The 25,026-nt window shown below is 58.6% G+C and carries 17 protein-coding genes; 11 read left to right on the top strand and 6 right to left on the bottom strand.

From position 1 onward, the window contains the following. Window positions 1-3: 3 nt before the first annotated feature. Window positions 4-1,242, bottom strand: coding sequence for an ABC transporter permease (locus DRW39_RS09020; protein WP_116106699.1), 1,239 nt, complete (start codon window positions 1,240-1,242; stop codon window positions 4-6). 130 nt (window positions 1,243-1,372) lie between these two features. Here DRW39_RS09020 and hscA point away from each other — a divergent pair, with 130 nt between their 5' ends. Next, on the top strand, window positions 1,373-3,253 hold the full coding sequence (gene hscA / locus DRW39_RS09015) for a Fe-S protein assembly chaperone HscA (protein WP_116106698.1): 1,881 nt from the start codon (window positions 1,373-1,375) through the stop codon (window positions 3,251-3,253). Window positions 3,254-3,260: 7 nt separating this feature from the next. Here hscA and DRW39_RS09010 read toward each other — a convergent pair whose 3' ends face one another. Further along, window positions 3,261-5,159, bottom strand: a complete 1,899-nt coding sequence (locus DRW39_RS09010) for an ATP-binding protein (RefSeq protein ID WP_116106697.1) — start codon at window positions 5,157-5,159, stop codon at window positions 3,261-3,263. 10 nt (window positions 5,160-5,169) lie between these two features. Next, complete coding sequence (locus DRW39_RS09005) at window positions 5,170-5,967, bottom strand: alpha/beta fold hydrolase (RefSeq protein ID WP_198664832.1); 798 nt, start codon at window positions 5,965-5,967, stop codon at window positions 5,170-5,172. Window positions 5,968-6,272: 305 nt separating this feature from the next. Here DRW39_RS09005 and DRW39_RS09000 point away from each other — a divergent pair, with 305 nt between their 5' ends. The 3 genes from DRW39_RS09000 to aat are packed head-to-tail and all read left to right on the top strand — an operon-like array spanning window position 6,273 to window position 7,765. Next, window positions 6,273-6,743 (top strand): redoxin domain-containing protein, encoded by a 471-nt coding sequence (locus DRW39_RS09000; protein WP_116106695.1) that lies wholly within the window; start codon window positions 6,273-6,275, stop codon window positions 6,741-6,743. Window positions 6,744-6,772: 29 nt separating this feature from the next. Then, window positions 6,773-7,069 (top strand): ATP-dependent Clp protease adaptor ClpS, encoded by a 297-nt coding sequence (locus DRW39_RS08995; protein ID WP_116106694.1) that lies wholly within the window; start codon window positions 6,773-6,775, stop codon window positions 7,067-7,069. A gap of 3 nt (window positions 7,070-7,072) precedes the next feature. Next, window positions 7,073-7,765: a leucyl/phenylalanyl-tRNA--protein transferase gene (aat, locus tag DRW39_RS08990; RefSeq protein ID WP_116106693.1), complete on the top strand. Its 693-nt coding sequence runs from the start codon at window positions 7,073-7,075 to the stop codon at window positions 7,763-7,765. Window positions 7,766-7,767: 2 nt separating this feature from the next. Here the strand turns inward: aat and DRW39_RS08985 are convergent, their stop codons facing one another. Then, window positions 7,768-9,183: a Gfo/Idh/MocA family protein gene (locus DRW39_RS08985; RefSeq protein ID WP_116106692.1), complete on the bottom strand. Its 1,416-nt coding sequence runs from the start codon at window positions 9,181-9,183 to the stop codon at window positions 7,768-7,770. Window positions 9,184-9,329: 146 nt separating this feature from the next. Here DRW39_RS08985 and DRW39_RS08980 point away from each other — a divergent pair, with 146 nt between their 5' ends. Continuing rightward, on the top strand, window positions 9,330-10,631 hold the full coding sequence (locus DRW39_RS08980; RefSeq protein ID WP_116106691.1) for an NAD(P)/FAD-dependent oxidoreductase: 1,302 nt from the start codon (window positions 9,330-9,332) through the stop codon (window positions 10,629-10,631). A 25-nt stretch (window positions 10,632-10,656) separates the two neighbouring features. Here the strand turns inward: DRW39_RS08980 and DRW39_RS08975 are convergent, their stop codons facing one another. Beyond that, complete coding sequence (locus DRW39_RS08975) at window positions 10,657-11,400, bottom strand: STAS/SEC14 domain-containing protein (RefSeq protein WP_198664831.1); 744 nt, start codon at window positions 11,398-11,400, stop codon at window positions 10,657-10,659. A gap of 217 nt (window positions 11,401-11,617) precedes the next feature. Between DRW39_RS08975 and DRW39_RS08970 the strand changes: the two genes are divergently transcribed. From DRW39_RS08970 to DRW39_RS08950, 5 genes are all read left to right on the top strand, one after another. Then, complete coding sequence (locus DRW39_RS08970; protein WP_116106689.1) at window positions 11,618-12,748, top strand: glycosyltransferase family 4 protein; 1,131 nt, start codon at window positions 11,618-11,620, stop codon at window positions 12,746-12,748. Then, on the top strand, window positions 12,741-13,790 hold the full coding sequence (locus tag DRW39_RS08965) for a hypothetical protein (protein WP_116106688.1): 1,050 nt from the start codon (window positions 12,741-12,743) through the stop codon (window positions 13,788-13,790). The genes DRW39_RS08970 and DRW39_RS08965 overlap by 8 nt, the downstream gene beginning before the upstream one ends. Window positions 13,791-13,952: 162 nt before the next feature. Further along, window positions 13,953-16,346: an endopeptidase La gene (lon, locus tag DRW39_RS08960; protein ID WP_116106687.1), complete on the top strand. Its 2,394-nt coding sequence runs from the start codon at window positions 13,953-13,955 to the stop codon at window positions 16,344-16,346. 115 nt (window positions 16,347-16,461) lie between these two features. Continuing rightward, window positions 16,462-17,109 (top strand): carboxypeptidase-like regulatory domain-containing protein, encoded by a 648-nt coding sequence (locus DRW39_RS08955; protein WP_116106686.1) that lies wholly within the window; start codon window positions 16,462-16,464, stop codon window positions 17,107-17,109. 82 nt (window positions 17,110-17,191) lie between these two features. Beyond that, a complete protein-coding gene (locus DRW39_RS08950; protein WP_116106685.1) occupies window positions 17,192-19,018 on the top strand; it encodes an ABC transporter ATP-binding protein in 1,827 nt (608 codons plus the stop codon). Window positions 19,019-19,776: 758 nt separating this feature from the next. On the opposite strand, the gene DRW39_RS08945 is transcribed toward DRW39_RS08950, so the two are convergent. Then, window positions 19,777-21,576, bottom strand: a complete 1,800-nt coding sequence (locus DRW39_RS08945) for a glycoside hydrolase family 15 protein (protein WP_116106684.1) — start codon at window positions 21,574-21,576, stop codon at window positions 19,777-19,779. 324 nt (window positions 21,577-21,900) lie between these two features. On the opposite strand from DRW39_RS08945, the gene DRW39_RS08940 reads away from it, so the two are divergent. Then, a complete protein-coding gene (locus tag DRW39_RS08940; protein WP_116106683.1) occupies window positions 21,901-25,026 on the top strand; it encodes a PD40 domain-containing protein in 3,126 nt (1,041 codons plus the stop codon).

Here is a 25,026-nt window from a genome sequence, read left to right as displayed (position 1 = left end):
AAGTTAACTCCGCTGAATGGCGGCCACCGGATCTAATCGCGCCGCCCGGCGGGCCGGGTAGGTGCCGAAGACGATGCCGGTCAGGATGGCCACCGTAAAGACGATCATCAAGGTACGGAAAGTAAAGACCGCGTGAAAATCCACCTCCAAAACATACGAAATGATGGCCGCGATAGCCAGTGCCGCCAACCCGCCGAAAATCAGGCCGATGAGGCTGCCGAGGGTTGAAATGGCCACGCTTTCCGACAAAAACTGGGTAAGGATGCGTCGGGGAGCAGCCCCCACCGCCTTGCGTACGCCGATCTCCGGCGTCCGTTCGGCAATCGACATCAGCAGCACGTTCATTACTCCCACGCCGCCAACCACCACGGCAATCCCGATCAGGAAACTCATGACAAACCGGAAGACCGTAAAGCCGGTCTCCAGTTGTTTGACCACCTCCAGGTTCGCCCGGGCCTGAACGGGCTCCTCGATTTCCGGGAATCGCGCGGCGAACCAGCCGGCAATGGAATCCCGCCCCGGCGTCACGTCTTCCACCCGGTCGAAATTGATCATCGCTACGCGGGGCGTCTGCGGTGCGTCGGGTAAATTTTCCAACACCGCCAGCGGAAGGATGGCCATCATGGTCGTTTCGTTCTCCTCCGTCACGGCGATCCCCACTATTTCCACTGATCCTCCGAAGAGTTGCAGGCGCCGACCGAGGGCTTCCGCTAGCGAATCCGCCGGGCCAATCAGCCGCCGGGCGAAAAGGTCGTTGATGAGCATGGCCGTGCCGCCGTCGGTGTCATCCTCCGCGCGCAACTCCCGACCGATCGTGATTTCCGGAGCGTCTTCCGTGAGGGGCAGCGTAACCGCCGTGTACGCTATAGCCAGTTCCGTTGCCGTATCCGGGTGATTGATCAAGACCGATCCGCCGGTGACCAGCTGCCCGTTTGTGGGGTAGGGCAGTGCGGTCACCACGCTGTCGATCAGTCCGCGCTGCAGAGCAACCGGATCTTCTAATGGCACGCGTATCCCGTCGACTTCCCGGCTGGTCGTAGCCCGTAAGACCACCGTTTCCAGGCTTGAATTTTTGGCTACACCCTCCCGCGCCATCTGTTCCAGTCCGTCGATAATCGCCAACATGGCTACCAGGGCGGCCACCCCGATGATGATGCCCAGCACCGATAGCAGCGTCTGGAAGAAGTTGTTGCGCAGATTCTGAAAGGCTTCCGCGAAGGCCGTACGAATAGAAGTGAGCATATAGGGTAGGTGTATGAACTACGTAATTAAGCGGGCGGCGGCGCGCAGGTAGAAAAATTTCGACTAACCGAGGAAGCTTATCGGCGAGCATCCGGCCAAACTCCCCCCGCCGGTAATGTGTATACCCAGTATGGCAAAGTATAGTATCGACCTACAAGCAGGAAAAGTTAAGGAGGATGACGTCGTTTCCACCCGCGGAGAAACCATCGTCGGCATCGATCTCGGCACCACCAACAGCCTGGTCGCCCACGTGCGCGACGGTCGGGCCGTAGCCGTAGCCGGTCCGGACGGAAAGAGCGTACTCGTACCCAGTATCGTCCACTTTCAGGCCGATGGCATGACCCTGGTCGGCGACGCGGCCCGCGAACAGCTGCTGACCGCTCCGGAACGGACGATCTATAGCGTAAAGCGGCTGCTCGGCAAATCATACCGGGATCTCGCCCAAGTGAAGGACCGCTTCGGCTACCGCATCATCGACGAGGACGAAGATCGACTCGTCAAGGTAGCGGTCAGGGACGCCGAAGGAAAAGATCGCTACTATAGCCCCATCGAGCTGTCCGCCCAGATTTTAAAGTCGCTCAAAACCCGCATCGAAGCGGAACTGAACTCGGAGGTCAGCCGCGCGGTCATCACCGTTCCGGCTTACTTCAATGACGCCCAGCGGCAGGCAACCCGCGACGCCGGCAAGCTCGCCGGACTCGACGTGCTCCGCATCGTTAACGAGCCCACCGCCAGCAGCCTGGCCTACGGCATCGGATTGACGGACGAAGACGAGGGACGTACCATCGCCGTCTACGATCTGGGCGGCGGCACCTTCGACGTGTCCATCATGCGCATCGAGCAGGGCATTTTCGAGGTCCTTTCGACGAACGGGGATACCTTCCTTGGCGGGGATGATTTCGACCAGGCCATCGTCGACTTCTGGCAACGCAAGTATGATCTCGACATCCAATCCAGCGCACAGCGTGGTGAAGTGAGGTTGGTCGCCGAAGCTGCCAAACGAGCCCTGAGTCGCCAGGATAGCTATACGGCGGAGTATCACGGCCAGCAATTGCAACTGACCCGCGAGGAAGCCGAAAGCCATTGGGGGCCATTGGTTGAAAAAACCCTGCAGTCCTGTGCGCTCGCCCTCAAGGACGCCAAGCTGGAGAAGGAAGCCATCGATCACGTCATCATGGTCGGCGGGAGTACCCGTATTCCCCTGGTCAAGCAGCAGGTCGCAGATTTCTTCGGTCGGGAGGTCAACAACAGCCTGGATCCCGACCAGGTCGTGGCACTGGGTGCGGCCATTCAGGCGGACGTGCTGGCCGGTAACCAGAAGGATGTCCTGCTCCTGGATATCACCCCCCTGAGCCTCGGTATCGAAACCGTCGGTGGGCTCATGGACCCGATCATTCCCCGCAACTCCAAGGTTCCGACTAAGGTCGGGCGTAAGTACACCACCAGCGTAGACGGTCAGGTGAAACTGAAGGTAGCCGTCTACCAGGGCGAGCGGGATATGGTGGCCGATAACCGCAAGCTGGGAGAATTCATTCTGGAAAATATTCCGCCCATGCCGGCGGGGATTCCGCAGATCGAGATCCATTTCTACCTGGATGCCGACGGTATTCTCCGCGTCAAGGCCACCGAGAACCGTAGTGGGACCGAGCAAAGCGTGACCATAAAGTCACAGTATGGAATATCGGAAGAGGAGATGGCTATGATGCTACTCGATAGCCTGAAAAATGCGGAGGCGGATATGTCCGCCCGCGGGCTGGTGGAGGCCAAAACGGAGGCGAACAACGTCCTCCTGAGTGCCCGTAAATTTATCCGGCAAAACGAAGATTGGTTGTCCGATAATCAGGTAAGCGAGATTCAATCCTATACCGACGACCTGGCGAAGGCAGTGGACGGCGACGATAAGGATGAAATCAATCGCCGGATGGAATCGCTCAACGATTTTACCGCACCGCTGGCGCACGAGGCCCTGGATCGTAACGTAGCGGCGGCCATGAAGGGCAAGGACGTATAAACCCGCCTTACCAGCGTTCGCGGCTAAGCTCACGGCTGGCCTGACGAATCTTTTCGACCAGACCGGATTTCCGGGCGGCGGAAACGGTAACGCCGTTGCGTAGATCCTGCGACACGGCGGCGAAATCATGCTGAATGGCGGTGCCGTCCATGAGCTGCAAACTGGTCTTTAGTTTGTGTTTTATATCCGCCACCTTCTGGGCGTCATTTTTAGAAAGCGCGGTGACTAGCTCATCAGCAGCAAGGGTCAACTCACGCTGGAGAACCTCGGCAAATCGTTCGAGATCCTCCGGGTTATTATCCATGGCTTCCCGTAACTCGGGGTATTTCATTATGCTGGGATTTAAGTACTGGCTAACCAAGTTATACAAATGCCGGGGAGCGAATGGCTTAAGAATAAAATCATCGATTTGGGCAACGCGCATGCGCTCCGATATGGCTAAGCTGGCGCTTGCGGAGAACGCGATGATCGGAACATTGCCTACCGGTGCGGGCATTTCCCGGATGCCGCGGGCGGCGGAATATCCGTCCATGACCGGCATTTTAAGGTCCATAAGGATTAGATCGTACGGTTTGGACGCAACGGCCTCCAGGGCCTCCTGGCCGTTGTGGGCAATGTCGAAGGCTACCTCCCATTTTCGGAAATACCGGGCCACCAAAAAGCTGTTGGTCCGATTATCCTCTACGATCAATACGTGGCCCTGATTGATCGGCGGCAGATTCCCCAAATGCTCACTTGTTGCCTCGGCGGGGTCTCCAACCGGTAGCGTCAGGTCAAACCAGAAGGTCGATCCCTCGCCGATACGACTTTCAACTTCGACTTTACTGCCGTACTCCTTGAGAATATTATTACATATGGACAAGCCCAGGCCGGACCCGCCGTACTGCTCGTGAATATTTTGGTACGCCTGGGTGAAAGGAGTGAAAAGTCGGTCCAGGTGCTTTTGTTCCACCCCGATACCCGTGTCCCGCACGAAAAACCGGAGCCGACACGTATCGTCGTCCTTTCGCTCCAGTACGGAGACGCCAGCCGTCACCGTCCCGGTCTTGGTAAACTTGGAAGCATTTCCTACCAGATTGGTAATGACCTGTGTAAGCAGGGTGCTGTCTCCGATCAGAACCTCGGGGGTATTTTCGTCTATTTCGAGGGCGTACACGAAATTCCGTCGTTCGGACCCATACCGGAAGCTGTCTACGGTCGTACTCAAGAGGCTTTCCGGCCGGAAGGGCTGCCGGACGGGTTCGAGTTCGTCGAGTCCCGACTTGGAAATGATCAGGATGTTTTTAAAGAGCGACAGCAGGTGATTGCCGGATCGTACCAGAATCGACTGCAGGTGCGACTGCTGATCGCTCAGGTCGCTGGCTCCGAGGAGTTCTGCCGTCCCGAGTACGGCGTTGAGCGGCGTAAGAATTTCGTGGCTGATCGTCGACAGAAAGACCGATTTGGCCTGGTCGTTGTCCTCGGCGGTACGTTTGGCCGCCAGCAGTCCTTCCTCGTACACCTTTCGGTCGGTAAAATTGGTGACAACGATGCTTTGGAAGAGCGGTTCACCTTCCCCATCGTAATGGCGCCGGGCCGCAATCAGAACGGAAAGTTCCGTCTGATCTTTGCGCAGAAATTTGAGGGCTATGCCGCTGATCTGCCCGTTCATGGCCAATTGTGGCGCAAAGTGGGTTTCGTAAAAAATGCGTCCTCCCTTGTTGATGAGATCGGCAAAATGGAGACCTTCCGGCAGGTCGTCTTTACCGTAGCCCAGCCATCCCCGGAGCTGATCGTTGAAACGAATTACTTCTCCCTGCGTCGTGGTGATGATGCAACCGCACGGTGCCTGGTCGAAGAAGTCCGCCGCGTGTTTGGTGATTCCCTTTTGAATCCGATCGTTCAGTGATGAGCTGGAATCAGTCATGCAGATTCAATTAGAGAAAGTTTTCAATGGCGTCAATGGTCAGTTGGGGAGAACTCAAATGGGGACAATGGCCAATGTTATCAAGGTACACAAGCTGACTGCCCGGTATTTGTTCGGAGGTATATTCTCCAACTACCTCCGCTGCAATGCGATCCTGCTTATTTTGTAAGATCAGCGTGGGAATGGCGTGCCCGGGCAAAATCGATCGGTGATCCGCCAGAAAGGTGGCCGTAGCGAAGGTGTAGGCTACCGTAGGATCCATGCGGCAGAACGATTGACTGAGCTCCTGAGTAAGCTCAGGATGAGCTGCGTCATACATAAGCAGGGACGCCATCTGGTCGGACCAGCCCTGGTAGTTGCTCTCCAGGCTGTCCAGCAATTGATCGATTTCCTTGCGCTCAAATCCACCGAGGTATTCGCCTACGTTCAGATAACAGGGCGACGGTGAGATCAGGATGGTTTTGGTAAAGCGATCGGCGATTTGTTGCACGGCTAGCAAACCGATCATGGCACTTACGGAGTGACCGACGAAAATGATGTCGCGCAGATCCAGCGTGGTGCAGATCTCTACCAGATCATCGACGTACCCGGAAAGATTCTGGTATTTGCTGCGTCGGAACCTGCGTTTGGACCTTCCCGATCCGACATAATCGAACAGAATCACCCGGTAACGATCCTCGAAGTGGGGGGCAACGTGCCGCCACATCTCCTGGTCGCATCCGAAGCCGTGGGCGAACAGCATCGGCTGTCCGTTTTCCGGACCGGTGATGGTTATATTGTGGTTGTCTACTAAAGCAGATTTCGTCAACGTAATTCCTTTAAATGCAGAAATAGTCTATTACATAGGTCTTTTACGGACCTGTTGCAAAGCGGGCTCAATTATAAGTGGTATTAAAGTCATAAGTATACGAACAACATCCACGGATTCTAGATATAATTCCGAATAGATTGTAGGGATCCCATCCGATCCTTTGTCAACGGTTGGCGTTTTGCGGATGGCTCACTCTCCAATCCCCCCTATGAGGTGCCGGGCCTGGGTTTTTTACGCCAAAGCCGGACGACCTGAACAATCATTCGCCGCTATTGTCTTATTTTTTTGCCAGAAGGACCCCCATGAATCTAAAAACCGGCGATAAAGCCCCCCTATTTACGCTTTACAGCGATGCTCAGCGCGAAGTCAATCTAACGGACTTCCGCGGCCAAAACCTCGTCCTCCTATTCTTTCCCCTTGCCTTCACCGGTGTGTGTACGGAGGAAATGTGTACGATGCGGGATTCGCTATCCGCCTATACGGATCTGGAGACCGCGGTCGTGGCGATCAGCGTCGACAGCCCGTTCACCCTGGCGCGATTCAAGGAGTCGGAGAGCTTGAATTTCCCCCTCCTGAGCGACTTTAACAAAGAAGTAAGCCGCCAGTACGGCGTTCTCTACGAAAGCTTCGTTATGGGCATGCACGGGGTAAGTAAACGGGCGGCTTTCGTTCTGGATAGTGAGGGCATCATCCGGTACGCGGAAGTGCTGGCCTCAGCCGGTGACCAGCCGGATTATTCAGCCATCCGGGAAACTTTGGCCCATCTACAGTAGTTTTTTTATCGAATTTAGTGCGTGAGCTTATGAGTATATATGCATCTGGCCGGGAGGATGTCCTGTTAGAAGAAGACATTGACGTAAACATCGGAGAACCCGCCGACCTCATCGTTTTTAATGACGATCACAATACGTTCGATTGGGTTATGCAGAGCTTCGTGGAAATTCTCGGTCACTCGGCGGAGCAGTCCGAACAACTGGCTCTGATGATTCATCTGAAAGGGAAGGCGACCGTAAAGTCCGCCGCCTTTAACGAGCTCAGGCCCAAGAAAGAGGCCCTGTGCGATCGCGGTCTCAGTGCCGTCATCGAGGGGAAAGGATAATGAATGCCGCTTTATCGACTGGATCCCCGATTTCCGGAATTGTTTCCCGACCCGTTACGCACGAACGGTGAAGGCCCCGCCTGTTTTGGCGGAGATTTGAGCCCGGAGCGGCTGTTTAACGCTTATCGATTAGGTTTTTTTCCATGGTTCGCCGAGGGCGAGCCCATCCTGTGGTGGCACCCCGACCCGCGGTGCGTCCTGTATCCCGAAAAGCTGCGGGTCAGCAAAAGCATGCGCCCTTATTTTAACCAGGAAAAATACCGTGTAACCTACGATGCGTCGTTTCGGGAGGTGATGGAGCAATGCCGCGCGTTGTACCGGCCGGGCCAGTGGGGCAGTTGGATTACCGACGAACTGATCGATGGCTACGTCGGCCTCCACGATCTCGGTATTGCACACAGCGTAGAAGTATACGAGGGCGAAGAATTGGTCGGTGGGCTATACGGCCTCTCCCTCGGGCGCGTTTTTTTCGGCGAAAGCATGTTTTTCAAGCGGCCGAATGCCAGCAAATTCGGATTCATTAGCCTCGTCCGCCGGCTCTCCGACCGAGGCTATCGCATAATCGATTGCCAGCAGGAAACGAACCACCTCTTAAGTCTGGGCGCGGAATCTATTCCCCGTGCCACCTTCATTGACCACCTTGCCCCGATCGATGCCGAAGACACCGAACGGGGCAAGTGGTCAGCGCCGGATTGAACCTAGAAACTTCTTAGGTTCTCCGGGCTCACGAAGCGGTTCATTTCTTCTACGTTGGTTACGCGCATGTCATCTCCGTCCCAAAGCAGACGGGTGCGGCCGCGCAGTTCGTATTCCCCATCTTCGCCGCCCACCTTGGGGAAGCGGTAAGCGTAACCGCGAACCGCCAGGTTGCCCATGAGGATGGTTTCCGTGAGGGGGCCGGCCTTGCCCAGGTGACTGCTGGGCTGATAGCCCTCCTTGATACCGTTGATCCAGTCCATCTCGTGGGTGGTTTCTACGCGGGCCAGCGTTTCCGGTACGTTGATCTCCTCCATGCGGGTGGTCGGCAGCAAGCGGGGGTTATTCCCGTAGGTGTCGGCCATAAGTTTACCCTTGGTACCGACCATGAGAAAACCGCCGTCGCTATTACCCATCGGCTCGTCCACACCCAGCTCTTCGGGGCGACCGGGCAGAATGCCTCCGTCGGTCCACACCAGCTCTACGGGTGGCTTATCGCCACGCTCCGGGAACTTGACGTGGATCTTCGAGGCGGGGGGGCAGGTTTCCGGGTGATAGTCCGGATTCCAGGGTTGACTGAAGACCTGGGCTACGCTCGCTTCCGCGCTGACGGGGTAACCTAATTCGAGAATGTAGAAGGGGGAGTCTATGATGTGGCAACCCATATCGCCCAGGGCACCGGTGCCGAAATCCCAGTAGCCTCGCCAGGAGAAGGGGTGATACGCGCTGTTGTGCGGGCGCATCTCGGCAATACCGAGCCAGAGGTTCCAGTCGAAGTCGGCGGGGATAGGGTCGGAACCCTGCGGCACCTTGCCCCCCTGCGGCCATACCGGGCGGTTGGTCCAGGCGTAAACAGTATGGACGTCGCCGATCAGGCCCGCTTCGTACAATTCCTGAGTGCGGCGGATCCCGTTGCCGCTGGCCCCCTGGTTGCCCATCTGGGTTACGAGCTGCGGGTTCTTTTTGGCCATCTCGGTGAGCATCCGCGCTTCCGCGATGGTACGGGTGAGGGGTTTCTCGATGTACACGTGCTTACCCAGCTCCATGGCGGCGAGTCCGGCCGTTGCGTGCATATGGTCGGGGGTGGTCACCACGACGGCGTCGATGTCGTCGCCGTACTTTTCCAGCATAACGCGGAAATCCCGGTCGTAAGAGGCTTTCGGGAACCGTTCGCGGCTTTCGGAAGCCCGGCTGTCGTCGACGTCGCAGAGCGCGATGACGTTCTCGCTGACCAAGTTGCTAAGGGTGCTCGTGGCCTTGCCACCGGCTCCGATGGCGGCGATGTTGACCGTGTCCGAAGGAGCCTGGAAGCCCTTACCGCCGAGAACGTGTCGGGGTACGATGGTGAAAGCAGCGGCGGCACCGGCGGCGGTACGGAGAAACTGGCGACGATTGCTGGGTATACTTTTCTTCTGCATGATCGATAATTGGATGCACCAATATACATAAATCAGTCAATCGCCGGCGTAGATAAATCGATTTAGTCAGATCGTAGTCACCCCGACCCACGCTCCGGATCCCTACCTGCGAACCTTCGGGTGCCCGGAGGGCTTACTGCCTGCATATGGATCCTACGACTAAGATAAATATCCCCGAAAGCCAACTGGAACGGATCGTGATCGTCGGTGGCGGATTCGGCGGGCTTCAGCTCGCCCGTAAACTGGTGAAGGCCGACTACCAGGTCGTGCTCATCGACCGGAACAATTACCACCAGTTTCAGCCGCTTTTCTACCAGGTTGCCATGGCCGGCCTGGAACCAAGCAGCATCGTCTTCCCATTCCGGAAGCTCTTCCAGGGGCGTAGCAATATGTTCATCCGGATGGCGGAGGTCACCCACGTCGATCCCGTTTCCAAACAGATCCAGACCCCCCTCGGGCACTGCAATTACGACCACCTCATCATCGCCACCGGGGCGGATACCAATTATTACGGCAACGAGGAACTGGAGCGCAACACCTTACCGATGAAGTCCGTAGTCGAAGCCCTGCAGCTGCGTAACGCCATTCTGGACGATTACGAGGATGCCCTGACCACCCCCGGCTACGACGACCGCCAGGAACTCGTCGATATCGTTATCGTCGGCGGCGGGGCAACGGGGGTGGAACTTGCCGGTTCGCTGGCGGAAATGAAGACCCACGTCCTCCCAAAGGATTACCCCGAACTCCACGTCGAGGAGGAATTCGATATCTACCTGATCCAGTCCGGCGACGTGATCCTGAAGGGCATGAGCGCCAATAGCAGTGAAAAAGCCCTGCGTTATCTCGAAGAGCTGGGAGTAAAGGTCATTCTGAACAGCCGCGTGACCGGCTTCGACGGTCGTCAGGTCACCCTGGACGACGGACGCAATATCGTAACCCAAAAAGTGATCTGGGCGGCCGGGGTCAAGGGGATGCCCGTACCCGGTCTGCCGGAAGAGTCCGTCACCTACGGCAACCGCCTGGCCGTCGACCGATTCAACCGGGTCAAGGGTACGGACTGCATCTACGCCATCGGCGATGTGGCGTATATGGAAGAACCCGATTTCCCGAAAGGCCACCCGCAGGTCGCCCAGGTAGCCATCCAAATGGGCGAACACCTGGCCAAGAACCTACGCTACCGGCATTCACGCGGCGAAGCGTGGGAGGAATTTCACTATCACGACAAGGGAAGTATGGCCACCATCGGTCGTGCCCGGGCCGTAGTCGATATCCCGAAACCCGAATTCCACTTCGGCGGCGTCCTGGCCTGGTTGGTCTGGCTCCTCGTTCATTTATTCGCTATCCTCGGCACCCGCAATAAAGTCTTCGTCTTCCTGAACTGGCTGTATAACTACATCAATTACAATCAGAGTTTGCGCCTGATCATTCGTCCCCGGGTAAGGGAATAGCGGGTGACCTACCGCCTTTGCCCTCCTAATCCAGCCAGGCGATCGCGCGCTTCCGTTCAATGGAAGAGAAGGCGGCCAGTTCCAGTCCCGGGGTCAGCAGGTCGCTGAGCTTAACGCTGGTCTTCAGCCACGACTGATCCCCGATGATGGCTACCCGTTCCAGGTCTTTGTAGAACTTCAGGCTGGCCTTCAGATCTTCCCAAAGGGTACGGGCATTGATGCCGTCGGTGCTGATGATTTCCAGCAGGATGCGGGCCTTACCGTAGTGCTTTACTTTTTCGCCGACGAGCACGTTGATGCGGTCGTAGTCCGCCGGGTACATCTTGCCCACGATGGCCAGGCCCAGCAGGCGTTCGTCACCCAGATCGACCTCCTTAACGGAGTTGGCCGTACGGGGTTCTTCCCGGTCACGTAGCAACCACTGGTGGGCGACTTCCCCCTCGCTTAGCTTGAAGGTTTTGACTTCCATCCGGGTGGTAAAGTAATCGATGCCGCCGGTGATGGCCGAGAGCCAGCCGTGATCGGTGAGCACGGCGTATTTCTCGATCTTGTCCAGCAGGTCCTGCTTGCCTTTGATGGTATTCCAGAAGGACTGGTAGTTAGCGAAGCCCCGTACGTTTTTGATGTTCCCCAATAAACGGATCCGGCCGTGGGTCACCACCTTGGCTTCGATGGCCATCAGAAGTTTGCGCATTCCCTCCTCGTCAACCTCGCCATCGAGGGTGAAGCCTAACAAATTGGGTTGCGACAGCGGGAATACGGTGACCATATAAATAGACGTTTTTGATCTAACTACTCGGGGGAACGAAAGGATTAGTGACGGTCTCATTAATCGACGAGGATAGGGTGGGGGTCGATGTGGAAAAGCAATCGCCCTATTTCAGAACCCTTCTGGAAAAGTCGCAGTTAGAACAGCGAAGGATGATTTCGCAAATAGCAGAAATCACGGCACGCACCCCACAGCTTTGACCATCTAAGCCCCGTTTATGAAGATTGCCATCATCGCCCACCTTAAGTTCCCGATTGCCGAGCCCTTTCATGGCGGCTTGGAAATGCATACCCACTGCCTGACGCAGGAACTGATGCGGCGCGGCCATGAGGTTACCTTGTTTGCCCTCCGCGAGTCCGATCCCGCATTCAACGTAATCGAGCCGACCCTGGCGGCTATTACGCCCACGCCCGGTAACGATCTATTCGACGGCGAACCGGGCTTCGGCCTCGAGTTTGTCAACAAGTTCCATACGTACATGGAAGTGATGCTGACCATCCAGCGTGGTGAATTTGACATCGTACACAACAATAGCCTGCACTTCCTGCCGCTTTCTCTGGCGCATACACTGGGTTGTCCGATGGTTACGACCCTGCACTGTCCGCCCTTCGCTTCGTTGCGCAGCGGGGTAATCCTGGCCCGACCGTATTTGGGCAATCAGTTCGTCGCCGTTAGCGAAAGCATTGCCCGGCAGTGGGACGAGGACATCACGCACTGCCGCGTAGTCCTCAATGGCATCCAGGTCGAGCGCTGGACCGGCTCTCTACGGGGAGAAGAGCGCACGGCCTTCTGGTTCGGACGTTTCTGCCCGGAGAAGGGGCCGCACCATGCTATCCGGGCGGCGCGCCTGGCCGGTTACCGTCTCCGGCTTGCGGGATCCATCTACGATCACGCCTACTTCGACCAGCACATCGCCCCGGAACTGGACGACCGGATCGAGTACATCGGTCACCTCGACCACGCGGGTATCTGCCGCGAAGCCGGTCGCAGCGCCGTCGGCCTGTTTACCTCCGTCTGGGAAGAACCCTTCGGTCTGGTGCTCGCCGAATTGCTGGCCTGCGGTACGCCGATCGTTTCCTTCGATAGCGGCGCGGCACGGGAAATCATTGGAGAAGGTTGTGGCATGATCGTTCCGAAAGGAGATGCCGCCGCCATGGCCGAGGCGATACCGATTGCCGCTGCCCTCGACCGGTCCTATTGTCGGCAGTACGCCGAGCGCTACTTTGCGATCGACCGCATGATCGACGACTACGAGGCAGTCTACCGGAAGCTGGTTCCCCATTACGCCACCCCGGCCGCCCCCGCCACCGGTCGCAGTTTACACGCCCCCTCCGCCAGTGTTGCCTAGGCCTGTTGCATTTTACGTCCACCACCACGGCAGCGGCCACGCCAACCGGACCAAGCTGCTTTCGGCCCGGCTACCAGCTAACACGCCGATACACGTCTTCACCTCCGCGACCGAGCGCTTTGCCGACTGGGACCGCGGGATCATCCACGCCCTTCCCCCCGATATGGAGCCCGGGCGCGATCCGTTGGACGATCTGCTCGACGGGGAAATTTTTCATTACGCTCCCGTCGACCTTCCCGGTCTGCAGCAACGCATGGCCCGCATGGCCGACTGGATCGCCCGGGAACAACCGTCGCTATTTGTAGTCGATCTGTCAGTGGAGGTCCTGCTGTTTGTAAGGCTCTGCGGCGTCCGGACGGCACTGGTACGCCTGCATGGGTACCGGGACGACCCCGCCCACCGGGCTGCGTTTAGACTTGCCGACCGGCTCGTTGCCCCCTTCCCCCCGCAGTTGGAAGATGCGCATACGCCGGCCTGGGTACGGGAAAAAACGCTCTATCTGGGAGCCTTTTCCCGATACGACGAACGGCAGGAATCCGTAGCCGATTGCCGTAGCCAGCTGGGATTGTCGGATCAAAGAGTGGTGACGGTCATTAACGGTTCGGGCGGCGGAGCGCAGGAAATAAGCCGGTGGCAAGCCATCGCGCATGCCACTCCCGACTGGACCTTCCTCCTGGTGGGAAGCGTTTCTTCGATTCCGGAGCCGGCTACCAACCTCAAACGAATTGGACAAGTCGACGATACTTTTCCCTATTTGCGGGCCGCGGACGTCGTAGTGGGTAGTGGCGGAACCAACACGATGATGGAGGTGGGTGCAGCACGCCGCCCTTTCCTGAGCAGGCCGGAACCGCGGCCCTTTGACGAGCAAGGCTGTAAAATGCGCGCCCTGGAGCAATTGGGGCTGACCCGAATTGTCGATCCGGACCTTGCTCCCGGCGAATGGCCGGCCCTCCTGGAGCAAGCGGCGGGTTACAGGACGGAAGAATGGGATACTCTTTTTGCCTGGACCGGAACGGACAGTCTCTTCACCAGGCCGGAATGACGGCACGCTAAAGTGTCAGGTCCTAGATTGCGGCACGATGCTTGTACGCTTTCTACCTGCGCTCCGGCGCAAACTCCTTCCTTTATTCCTTGCGTACCTTTGTAGTGCGCAAGCAAGCCCCCCAACCCCAGCCAAGTGAGCCGACCGAAGATCAAAATTAAGATGGATAACCGCGGATTTGACGACGACCAGGATATGCTCCCCTTCATCGGCCTTGAGGACGGTGACGAAGAGCAGGTCGATGGAAACGCGCCCAGCCCGATCCCTATTCTCGCACTGAAAAACGCGGTGCTATTTCCCACCATCGTGACGCCGATCAATATTGGTCGCGACCGATCCATCAACGCGGTGAACCACGCCCAGGAAGGCAACCGACTGGTGGCCGTCTTCACCCAGCGCGACCAGAACATCGAGGAACCCGAGGTGAAGGACCTCTACGAAGTGGGCACCATGGCGCGGATCCTGAAGATGCTGCGTATGCCCGACGGCAGCCTGACGGCGGTCCTCCGCGGCGGACAGCGCGTGCGGCGGACGTCCATCATCCAGGAGACCCCGTATATGGCGGGCGATATCGTGCCGCTTCACTACGAGCAGCCGGCCGAGGAGATGACCTTTAAGGCCACGATGGACAGTATACGCGATATGGCCGTCCGGGCCGTTGAGCTGAGTCCTAACATCCCTACCGAGGCCCGGGTCATGCTCGACAACATCAATAAGCCCAGCCAGCTGCTCAACTTCATTGCCAGCAACCTGAACGGGGAAATCGAGGCAAAGCAGCAATTGCTGGAAACCGACGAACTCGGAGGCAAAGCGGAGGGCGTACTCAACGAACTGCGCCGGGAACTGCAAATACTCGAGCTCCGTGACCAGATCGAAAACAAGACCCGCGGGGACATCGAGCAGCAACAGCGGCAGTATTTCCTCAATCAGCAGATCAAAGCGATCCAGGACGAGCTCGGAGAGAACCCGAACGAGCAGCAGATCCAGGAACTGGAAACCCGCGCCAAGGACAAGCAATGGCCGGAAGAGGTAGCCAAGACCTTCGACCGGGAAATCATCCGCCTCAAACGGATGAACCCCCAGGTAGCCGAATTCAGCGTCCAGCTTTCCTACCTCGAAATGCTGCTGGACCTACCCTGGCAGGAATACACCGAAGATAACTTCGACCTGAAGGCGGTAGCCAAAGTGCTGGACGACGACCATTACGGCCTCGAGAAAGTGAAGGACCGCATTCTGGGGCACCTGGCCGTGCTGAAGCTGAAGGGCGACATGAACGCTCCCATCATCATGCTGCTCGGCCCTCCCGGCGTCGGTAAGACCAGCCTGGGTAAAAGCATCGCCTCGGCGTTGGGTCGCAAATTCGTCCGCATCAGCCTCGGTGGATTGCACGACGAGAGCGAAATCCGCGGTCACCGCAAGACCTACATCGGGGCCATGCCCGGTCGCATCGTGCAGTCGCTGCGGAAAGTCGGAAGTGCCAATCCGGTATTCATCCTCGACGAGATCGACAAGATCGGCCAGAGCCACCGGGGCGATCCCTCCTCGGCCCTCCTCGAAGTGCTCGACCCCGAACAGAATACCACCTTCCACGACAATTACCTCGACCTGGACGTCGACCTGAGCAAGGTGCTCTTCATTGCCACCGCCAACAGTCTGCAGAACGTACAACCGGCGCTGAAGGACCGCATGGAGATCATCCGCCTGAGCGGGTACAGCACCGAAGAGAAGGTCGAGATCGCCAAGCGCCACCTGGTTCCCAAGCAGCGAAAAGCCCACGGACTAAAGGCCAAGCAGGTGAAGATTCCGGTAGCTACCCTGCGGGAGCTCATCGAAGGATACACCCGCGAAAGCGGTGTGCGCTCGCTGGACCGGCAGATCGCCGGGTTGATGCGGCACGCGGCGAAGGAGATTGCCATGGAGGGAGCCGAGCAGGTCACCATCAATAAGGGCGACCTGGAAGAGGTGGCCGGACCGCGCACCTTCGAACGCGAACCGTACCGGGTGGGGCGCCAGCCGGGCATCGCCATCGGTATGGCCTGGACACAGGTAGGCGGGGAAATTCTTTTCGTCGAAGCCAGCCTGAGCCCGGGCAAGGGGAACCTTCAGCAGACCGGTAACCTGGGCAGCGTCATGAAGGAGAGTGCCAGCACGGCGCGCTCTTACCTGCGGGCCAAGGCGGAACAGATCGGCATCGACCAGGAGGCCTTCAAAAGCCAGGATATGCATATCCACGTTCCGGAGGGCGCTACGCCGAAGGACGGACCCAGCGCGGGCATCACGATGCTGACGGCCATGGCGAGTGTCTACACCGGGCGGCCGGTGCGGCCCTACCTGGCCATGTCGGGAGAGATCACGCTGCGGGGTAGGGTACTGCCGGTAGGGGGAATCAAGGAAAAACTACTGGCCGCGCGTCGGGCCGGAATGAAAACAATCATCCTCAGTGAGTCGAACCAACGCCACGTGCGCGAGGTGGAGGAGCGGTATCTGAAGGGTATCGAGATCCACTACGTGGAAAATATGCTGGACGTGCTGGAGTTGGCCCTGGAGCCGGCTTAGCGGTCCGGGTATGTCCGGATAACAACCCCGCGCCCTAATTTATCGTTAAGATGGGAAGGGCCGGCCAACCGCGACGGCCCGTATCGCGTCCCTTAATCGATTACGTTTCCCGATTATGAAGTACCTGTTCCTGTTTTTGCTCTGTCTAGGCTTTGGCACCGTAGCCCGTGCGCAGCTCGTGGACCAGTACGGCGAGCCCCTGGTGCAATTCTCGGGTATGGTGCTGGACGGCACGACCAGTCAACTGCAGCCGGTACCCTACGCAACGGTCCTGATCAAAGACGACGGCCGGGGTACCTACGCCAACCTCGAGGGATTCTTCAGCATCGTGGCGCATAAGGGCGATACCATCCTATTCAGCGCGCTCGGCTACGAGGACGCTGAATTCGTGATCGACCCGGAACTCGAAGACGACAAATACAGCCTCGTCCAGTTGATGACCTACAACTCCATCGACCTGCCCGAGGCGGTGGTCTTCCCCTGGCCCAGCCGCGACCACTTCAAGCTGGAGTTCCTGGCGATGGACGTGACGCCCGAACTGCAATCCCGCGCCTCCGAGAACCTGAGCGCTGACAAGTTGGAGCGCCTCCAGGAGACGGTACCGCGTAGTGGGGCCGAGAACAGCAGTTATTACCTCCGGCAGCAAGCGCGTCAGACCTACTATATCGGTCAGAAGCCTCCCATGAATATCTTCAGCCCCGTCGCCTGGAAGCAATTCTTCGACGGTTGGAAACGGGGTGACTTCAAGCGGAAGGACGACTAGGTCAATACCTGTCCAATCAGCCGGCTACACCCACGGCCCACGGCGGAAGCAACCAGGCTTCCCTACCGGTTGTTAAGCCCCCATGCCCAGACCCCGTCCCCAGGAAGACGAAACCACCGGTTGGCGTGACCAACTGGCCGCGCTACGCAATCTTCCCCCTTTCTTCCGGCTAATCTACCGTACGAGCCCTTCGCTCACCATTACGAACGTGGTCCTGCGGGTCGTGCAGTCGGCGCTGCCCACCGCCAAGCTGTACGTCGGCAAACTGATCATCGACGAGGTGATTCGCATCCTGGACGGGGCGGGGGACTCCACCTTTCTCTGGCAGATGGTGGGGCTGGAATTTGCCCTCTTCCTTACTTCCGATTTGCTCAGCCGCGGCATCAACCTGGTAGATAGCCTCCTTGCCGATCTTTACACCAACCAAACCAGCGTCGACCTGATGCGGCACGCGGCGACGCTCGATCTGTATCACTTCGAGGATTCGGAGTTCTACGACAAGATGGAGCGGGCCAGGCGGCAGACCACGAGTCGGTCGACGCTGATCTCCCAGTTGCTCGCCCAGTTTCAGAGCACCGTAACCCTGGTCTTCCTGGGCGTAAGCGTCGCGGCCTTCAACCCCTGGCTGATTGCTTTGCTGGTGGTGGCGGTCATCCCCAGCTTTATCCAGGAGAACTACTTCAACCAGCAGGTCTACAGTCTCACCCGCAGCTGGACGCCGGAGCGCCGGGAACTGGATTACCTCCGCTACATCGGGGCCAGCGACACCACCGCGAAAGAGGTCAAAATTTTTGGCTTGGCTGATTTCATCACCGAGCGCTTTCACGAGCTGTCGATGAAGTACTACCACGTCAACCGGAAGCTCTCCATCAAGCGGGCCAGCTGGGGGGCTTTCTTCAGCGCGATCAGTGCCCTGACCTACTATGGCGCTTACGTCCTCATCATTTTCCAGACCATCAGCGGCGCTATCACCGTCGGTTCGCTCACCTTTCTGGCGGGTGCCTTCCGGCAAATGCAGCAGGGCCTGCAGTCGGTACTTTCGCGCTTTTCGACCATCGGCGAAAACGCGCTTTACCTCCAGGACTTATTCGACTTCTTCGCCATCACCCCCAATATCGCGGACCGGCCCGGGTCCATTCCCTTCCCTAAGCAACTGCGGACCGGATGGGAATTCCAGAACGTCAGTTTTCGCTACCCGAACAGCGAAGACTACGCCATCCGGAACCTCTCCTTTACCCTCCCCGCCGGGCAAAAGCTGGCGCTGGTCGGGGAGAACGGCGCGGGGAAGACTACGCTGGTCAAACTCCTGGCCCGCCTCTACGAACCCACCGAGGGGCGCATCCTCCTCGACGGCCGCGACCTGCGGGACTACGAACTCAGCACGCTGCGGGACAACGTCGGCGTCATCTTTCAGGATTTTTTCCGCTACCAGCTCACGGCCCGCGAGAATATCGTCATCGGCCGCGTCGAGGAAGCCGACAACGACGAACGCATCGATGACAGCGCCCGCAAGTCGCTGGCGAAGGAGGTTATCGACAGCCTCTCCGGCGGCTACGATCAGCTTCTGGGGCGGCGCTTCGCCGGTGCCGTCGATCTCAGCGGCGGGCAGTGGCAGAAGATCGCCCTGGCCCGCGCCTACATGCGCGACGCCCAGTTACTTATCCTTGACGAGCCGACCAGCGCCCTCGATGCCCGGGCGGAGTACGAGGTGTTTCAACGCTTCACTGCGCTCATCGAGGGGAAAACGGCCGTGCTGATCAGTCACCGCTTTTCGACCGTCCGCATGGCGGATCACATTCTCTTCCTGGAATACGGGGGGTTGTTAGAGGAGGGGAGTCACGAGGAGTTACTGGCGCTTGGGGGGCGGTATGCGGAGTTGTTTGAATTGCAGGCGGCGGGGTATAGATAGACGCCGGGTCGCTGCGCTTCCGGCTGGTAGACGGGCTTTGCCTTGGTAGACGCCGGGTCGCTGCGCTTCCGGCTGGTAGACGGGCTTTGCCCTGGTAGACGCCGGGGTCGCTGCGCTTCCGGCTGGTAGACGGGCTTCGCTTTGGTAGACGCCGGGTCGCTGCGCTTCCGGCTGGTAGACGGGCTTCGCCTTGGTAGAGGCCGGGTCGCTGCGCTTTCTGCTGGTAGACGGGCTTCGCCCTGGTAGAGGCCGGGTCGCTGCGCTTCCGGCTGGTAGACGGGCTTTGCCCTGGTAGAGGCCGGGTCGCTGCGCTTCCGGCTGGTAGACGGGCTTTGCCCTGGTAGACGCCGGGGTCGCTGCGCTTCCGGCTGGTAGACGGGCTTCGCCCTGGTAGAGGCCGGGTCGCTGCGCTTCCGGCTGGTAGACGGGCTTCGCCTTGGTAGGTGCCGGGTCGCTGCGCTTCCGGCTGGTAGAGGGGCTTCGCCATGGTAGATGCCGGGTCGCTGCGCTTTCGGCTGGTAGACGGGCTTCGCCTTGGTAGATGCCGGGTCGCTGCGCTTCCGGCTGGTAGACGGGCTTCGCCCTGATAGACGCAGCCGGTGCTTCGCTGCGAAGAGCAAAAGCCTTTGCAATGTATCTACTTACCGCGCGCTGATGTACGGAGACCAGCCGCGACCGTAGGAGGCGACTACCCGACTACCCCGCGACCGAAGGGAGCGACCACCGTACTACCGTACTACCGTACTACCTCCTCCCCCCTACTTCCTCTTCTTATTGATCTGAAAAGCAGCAGAAATCAGACTAAGGTGGGAGAACGCCTGGGGAAAGTTCCCGAGTTGCTCGCCGTGAATGCCGATCTCTTCGCTCATGAGGCCGAGGTGATTGGCGTAGCCGAGCATTTTCTCGAAGACGACGGTGGCTTTGTCGAGTTCGCCGATGCGGGCGAGGCACTCGACGTACCAGAAGGAGCAGATGGCGAACGCGCCCTCGTCGCCCTCGAGGCCGTCCGTGGCGCCCTGTTCGAGTTTGTAGCGGAAGATGAGGACATCGGCGGATAGCTTTTCCTCGATGGCTTTGAAGGTGCTCAACCAACGCGGCTCCTGGCTGCTGACGAAGCGCAGTAGGGGCATCAGCAGGGCACTCGCGTCGACGGTGTCGCTGCCTTTGTACTGCACGTAGGCCTGAATGTCTTCGTTCCAGAAATTGTGGTAGATGTCTTCGTAGATGGTATCGCGAACTTTGCGCCACTCGCCCATGGGGCAGGGGAGGCTGCGGTCTTCGGCGATCTTCATGGCCCGGTCGATGGCTACCCAGCAGCAGACGGCGGAGTGGAGGAAGCGTTGTTTTTCGCTGCGTACCTCCCAGATGCCGTGGTCTTCTTTCTTCCAGTTTTCGATGACGAAATCCACGATGCCGCGGATGGACTGCCAGAAGTCGTGGGTAATACTCCCGCCGGCTTTATTATACAGGTAGATGGTGTCGATCAGCTCGCCGTAGATATCCATCTGGGTCTGGTCGTGGGCACCGTTGCCGATGCGGACGGGCTTGCTGCCACGGTAGCCTTCGAGGTGGTCGAGCTCCATCTCGTGGAGTTCGGTCTCGCCGTCGATGGCGTACATGAGCTGGAGATGGGCCATGCACTTGTCGCGGATCCAGTCCATAAATTGCTCCGCTTCCTTGGTGTAGCCCAGCCGTAGGAAGGCGTACATGGTGAAGGCCGCGTCGCGCACCCAGGTGAAGCGGTAGTCCCAGTTGCGGGAGCCGCCCATTTTTTCCGGCAGCCCGAAGGTGGCCGCGGCGATGGTGCTGCCGTAGCGGGCGGAGGTAAGCAGTTTCAGCGTGAGGGCCGATCGCATCACCGCCTCCTTCCAGAAGCCGTTGTATTTACACTTGGCGGACCACTCGGTCCAGTACCGGCGGCACTCGGTGAAGCACTCCATCCAGTCGAGGTCGAAATTCTTGCCCTCGTCCAGGGTGAGGATGAAGTCGATGTCATCGCCCTGGCTCAGGTCGATGGTGGCGGTGAGGGCGGAATCCTGGATGTCCATCTCCATATTGCAGATGAGGTGCATCGTGGGCTGCTCGCCGTTGGGGTCGTGGAGGAGGTAGCCCCGGCCGTTCGGCTTCTTTTCAATCCGGCAGTCGGTTTTGCCGTAGCTGTACCGGGGCGCGATTTTGATCCGGACGGTATGCTGCCCGTAGACCCCCTTCAGCCGGCGAAAAATGGCAAAGTCCCGCTCCTCGCTGACGATGGGCATGAAATCGGTGAGTTCCGCGATCCCGTCCTCACTCAGGAAGCGGGTGATCAGGATATTGGTGCCGGGGAGGTAGAGTTGCTTGTGCTGGGTGTCTTCGGCTACGCATTCGAAACTGAAAAACCCTCCGATATCGGCGTCAAGAATCCGGGCGAACACCGTCGGGCTGTCGAAGCGGGGCAGGCAAAGAAAATCGATGCTCCCGGTGACGCTCACCAGGGCGGTGGTATGCAAATTTCCGATGATGCCGTATTCGGCAATGGGCAGGTAGCGGTCGGGGTAGGCGAAGTTATGCTCACTCATTGGGGGTTCCAACGGCAGAAATACACACTGGTTTATAACCTAACAAAAAGGATACGTACACAATCGGGCGGCGGCGGCGCGCAGGAGAATATCCTTTCGCCAATTGCCGCTAAATGGCTGGCTCGATTCGGTGGTAAGGAATTTTGGCCGATGGAGTGTCGGATTAATTTTTGAAAAGCCTGCTGTTGGTAGCGAGGTCGATATCCTGCGCTCCGCCGACCAAAAATAACGTTTTGTTAAGCCTCTCCGACAAGCGAAGCATAGGGGTAAGGCCGTCTTGCAGGTGTTCTAGAAGTGAAAGATCTTCCCAAAGACTACCAAATTATGAAGACGATTTATAACCTTTTCCTGGTCGTGCTACTTGCGCTGCCGCTGGCGACTTTCGGCCAGGGTTTCAACTCCTTCGGCCAGAATAAGCCCAATTACGAGAATTTCGATTACGACGTATACCAGTCGCCCCACTTCGAGATGTACACCTACATCGAGAACGAGGAATGGCTCAAGAATTTTCTCAACGACAGCGAGGAGTGGTACCGCGTCCACCAGCTCGTGTTGCGGGATACCATCGATTTTAAAAACCCGATGATCATCTACGCGAACCACGCGGATTTTCAACAGACCAACGCCATCAGCGGCCAGATTGGCTCGGGTACCGGCGGGGTGACCGAGGCCTTCAAAAACCGGGTGGTGCTACCCGTAGCCCACACCAACGCGCAGACGCACCACGTACTGGGCCACGAGCTCGTACACGCCTTCCAGTACGATATGGTGATCCGGGGCGACAGCACCAACCTGCGCGACCTGGGCAACCTGCCCCTGTGGATGGTCGAAGGACTTGCCGAATACCTGAGTATCGGATCCGTCGATCCCTTCACCGCCATGTGGATGCGCGACGCCGTACTGAACGACGACGTGCCCAGCCTGAAGGACCTGAGCAGCGGCCGCTACTTTCCCTACCGCTACGGTCAGGCCTTCTGGGCTTTCGTGACCGGGCTGCAGGGCGACGACGTCATCAATCCGTACTTTCGGGCCACCGCGAAGTGGGGACTGGAACGCGCTACGAAGATCATCCTCGGTTACGAACTCGAGGATTTCAGCAAGCTGTGGGAGGATGCGCTACGGCGGACCTACGGCGACCAGATCGGTGACGCCAAGGAGGATCGCTTCGTCGGTGACCTGCTCGTCGGCGGCGACAAGGAAGGGGGCCGCATCAACATCGCCCCGGAGATCAGCCCCGACGGTAAATACATAATCTACCTCTCGGAGCAGGACCTCTTCAGCATCGACCTCTTCCTGGCGGACGCCAAGACCGGTGAGCAGATCCGCAAAATCCGTACCCGCACGGTAGGTACTCATATCGACGAGATCAGCTACATCGAAACAAGCGGTACGTGGAGCCCCGACAGCAAGCAGTTCGCCTATACGGCGGTCAGCAAGGGACAGAACGTCCTGATTATTGCCGACGTCGAAAACGGTAAGGCTACGCGCGAGATCCGCTTGAAAGACCTGCCCGCCTTCACCTTCCCCAGCTGGTCGCCCGACGGACGCTCCATCGTGGTAGCCGGTCTGAAGCAGGGACAATCGGACCTGTACGCCATCGACGTACGCAGCGGCCGCGTCACGCAACTGACGAACGACGTATACAGCGAAATCCACCCCAGCTGGTCGGCCGACGGGCAAACGATCTACTACAGCACCGATGCCCGGGGCATGCAGCTCAAGGAGCGTCCCTACGGGGCCCTGCGCTTCAACCTGGCCGCCCTGGACGTGGAAAGCCGCGAGAGCCGTGAGCTGGATGTCTTCCCCGGTGCCGATAACCTGAACCCCATCGAGGGCCAGGACGGTAAAGTGTACTTCCTGAGTAACCGCGACGGCTTCCGGAACATCTACCGTTTCGACCCCGCTACGGGTGAGGCCGAGCGACTGACGGATCTGATCACCGGCGTATCGGGCATCACGCACTACGCGCCGGCCATGTCGATCGACCGCAGCAATAACCGCCTGGTCTACACCTACTTTAACCAGAAGGCCTATAAGATCTTCGGTACCCAGGTCGAGGACATGGATGCCGTTACGGTACCCGCGGACTCCGTGGACCTGACGCCGGCGACCCTTCCGCGCCTGAACCCCCGTGCCACTCTTAAGGTCGACGAGTTGCTGAGCAATATGGAGAAGTACGACGTCATCACCAGCGACCAGATCGTATCCCAGCCCTACCGCCCCCAGTTTAAACTGGACTACGCCAGCGGTGGCGCCGGCGCCGGCGTGGGAACGAACCAGGTATTCGGTACGACGACCGGTCTGGCCGGCGGTGTGCAGCTGCTGTTCAGCGATATTCTGGGTAACAACCAGCTGATGACCTCCCTCAGCCTGAACGGAGAGATCACCGACTTCGGGGGCAGCGTAGCCTGGCTGAACAAGAAGACGCGTGTCAACTATGGGTTCAGCCTAAGCCGCATTCCCTACCGCAACTTCGCCACGATGCAGCCCTTCCTGGATACGCTGCAATACAACGACGACCAGCAGATCGAGCTGATCAATTCGCCCTACGTCATCAGTCGACTATACCAGAATCAGGTGGGAGGCTTCGCTTCCTATGCGTTCAATACCAACCTGCGCCTGGAAGGTAGCCTGAGTGGAGCGATCTATAACAACCGCGTGGATGAGTACGCCCGCTATTTCAACCCGAATACCGGCTACCCGATCCAGGTCAACGCCCAGCCCGAGCGGCGGGAAGACCTCGAGCAGGAGAGCTTCAATCTCTACAACGGCGGCGTAGCCCTGGTAGGCGATAACGCCAGCTTCGGCCTGACGGCCCCGATCAAGGGACACCGTTTCCGCCTGGGCGTGGATCAGTACGCGGGTCGTTACGACTTCACCGCTGTTAATACCGACTACCGCCAGTACATCTGGTTCGGTAAGGGTGCCCTGGCCTTCCGAGCCCTGCACTTCGGTCGCTACGGCGAGGGCGGGCAGGACCTCTATCCGCTCTACGTCGGTAGCCCCTGGTACATGCGCGGTCTGAACGCGAGCGATGCCTTCAATACCCTGGAGAACAACGGCCGCAACGTCAACGAGCTGCTGGGGAGCAAGGTGCTGATATCCAACGTCGAACTTCGTATCCCCTTCACCGGTCCCGAGCAGCTGGCCCTGATCAAGTCGAAGTTCCTGTTCAGTGACCTAAACCTCTTTATCGACGGCGGCATGGCCTTCTCGGACTTCTCCCAGTTCGGCGGCCCGGAGTATACGCTGGACAAGAACGGAGAGATCCTGACCGGTCCCGACGGCGAGCCCTACATCGTTCGCCCCGGTGTCCGTCCGATCTTTACCGCCGGTGTGAGTGCCCGCGTGAATGTCTTCGGACAGATTGTGGTCGAGCCCTACCTGGCGCGTCCGTTGATCGACGGGGGTAGCTGGAACTTCGGGGTTAACCTTTTGCCGGGGTGGTAG

The organism is Lewinella sp. IMCC34191 (assembly GCF_003390935.1).
Taxonomy (GTDB): domain Bacteria; phylum Bacteroidota; class Bacteroidia; order Chitinophagales; family Saprospiraceae; genus Neolewinella.
The sequence above is the reverse complement of the archived record's forward strand: the minus strand, read 5'-3'. Positions and strand labels throughout refer to the sequence as shown.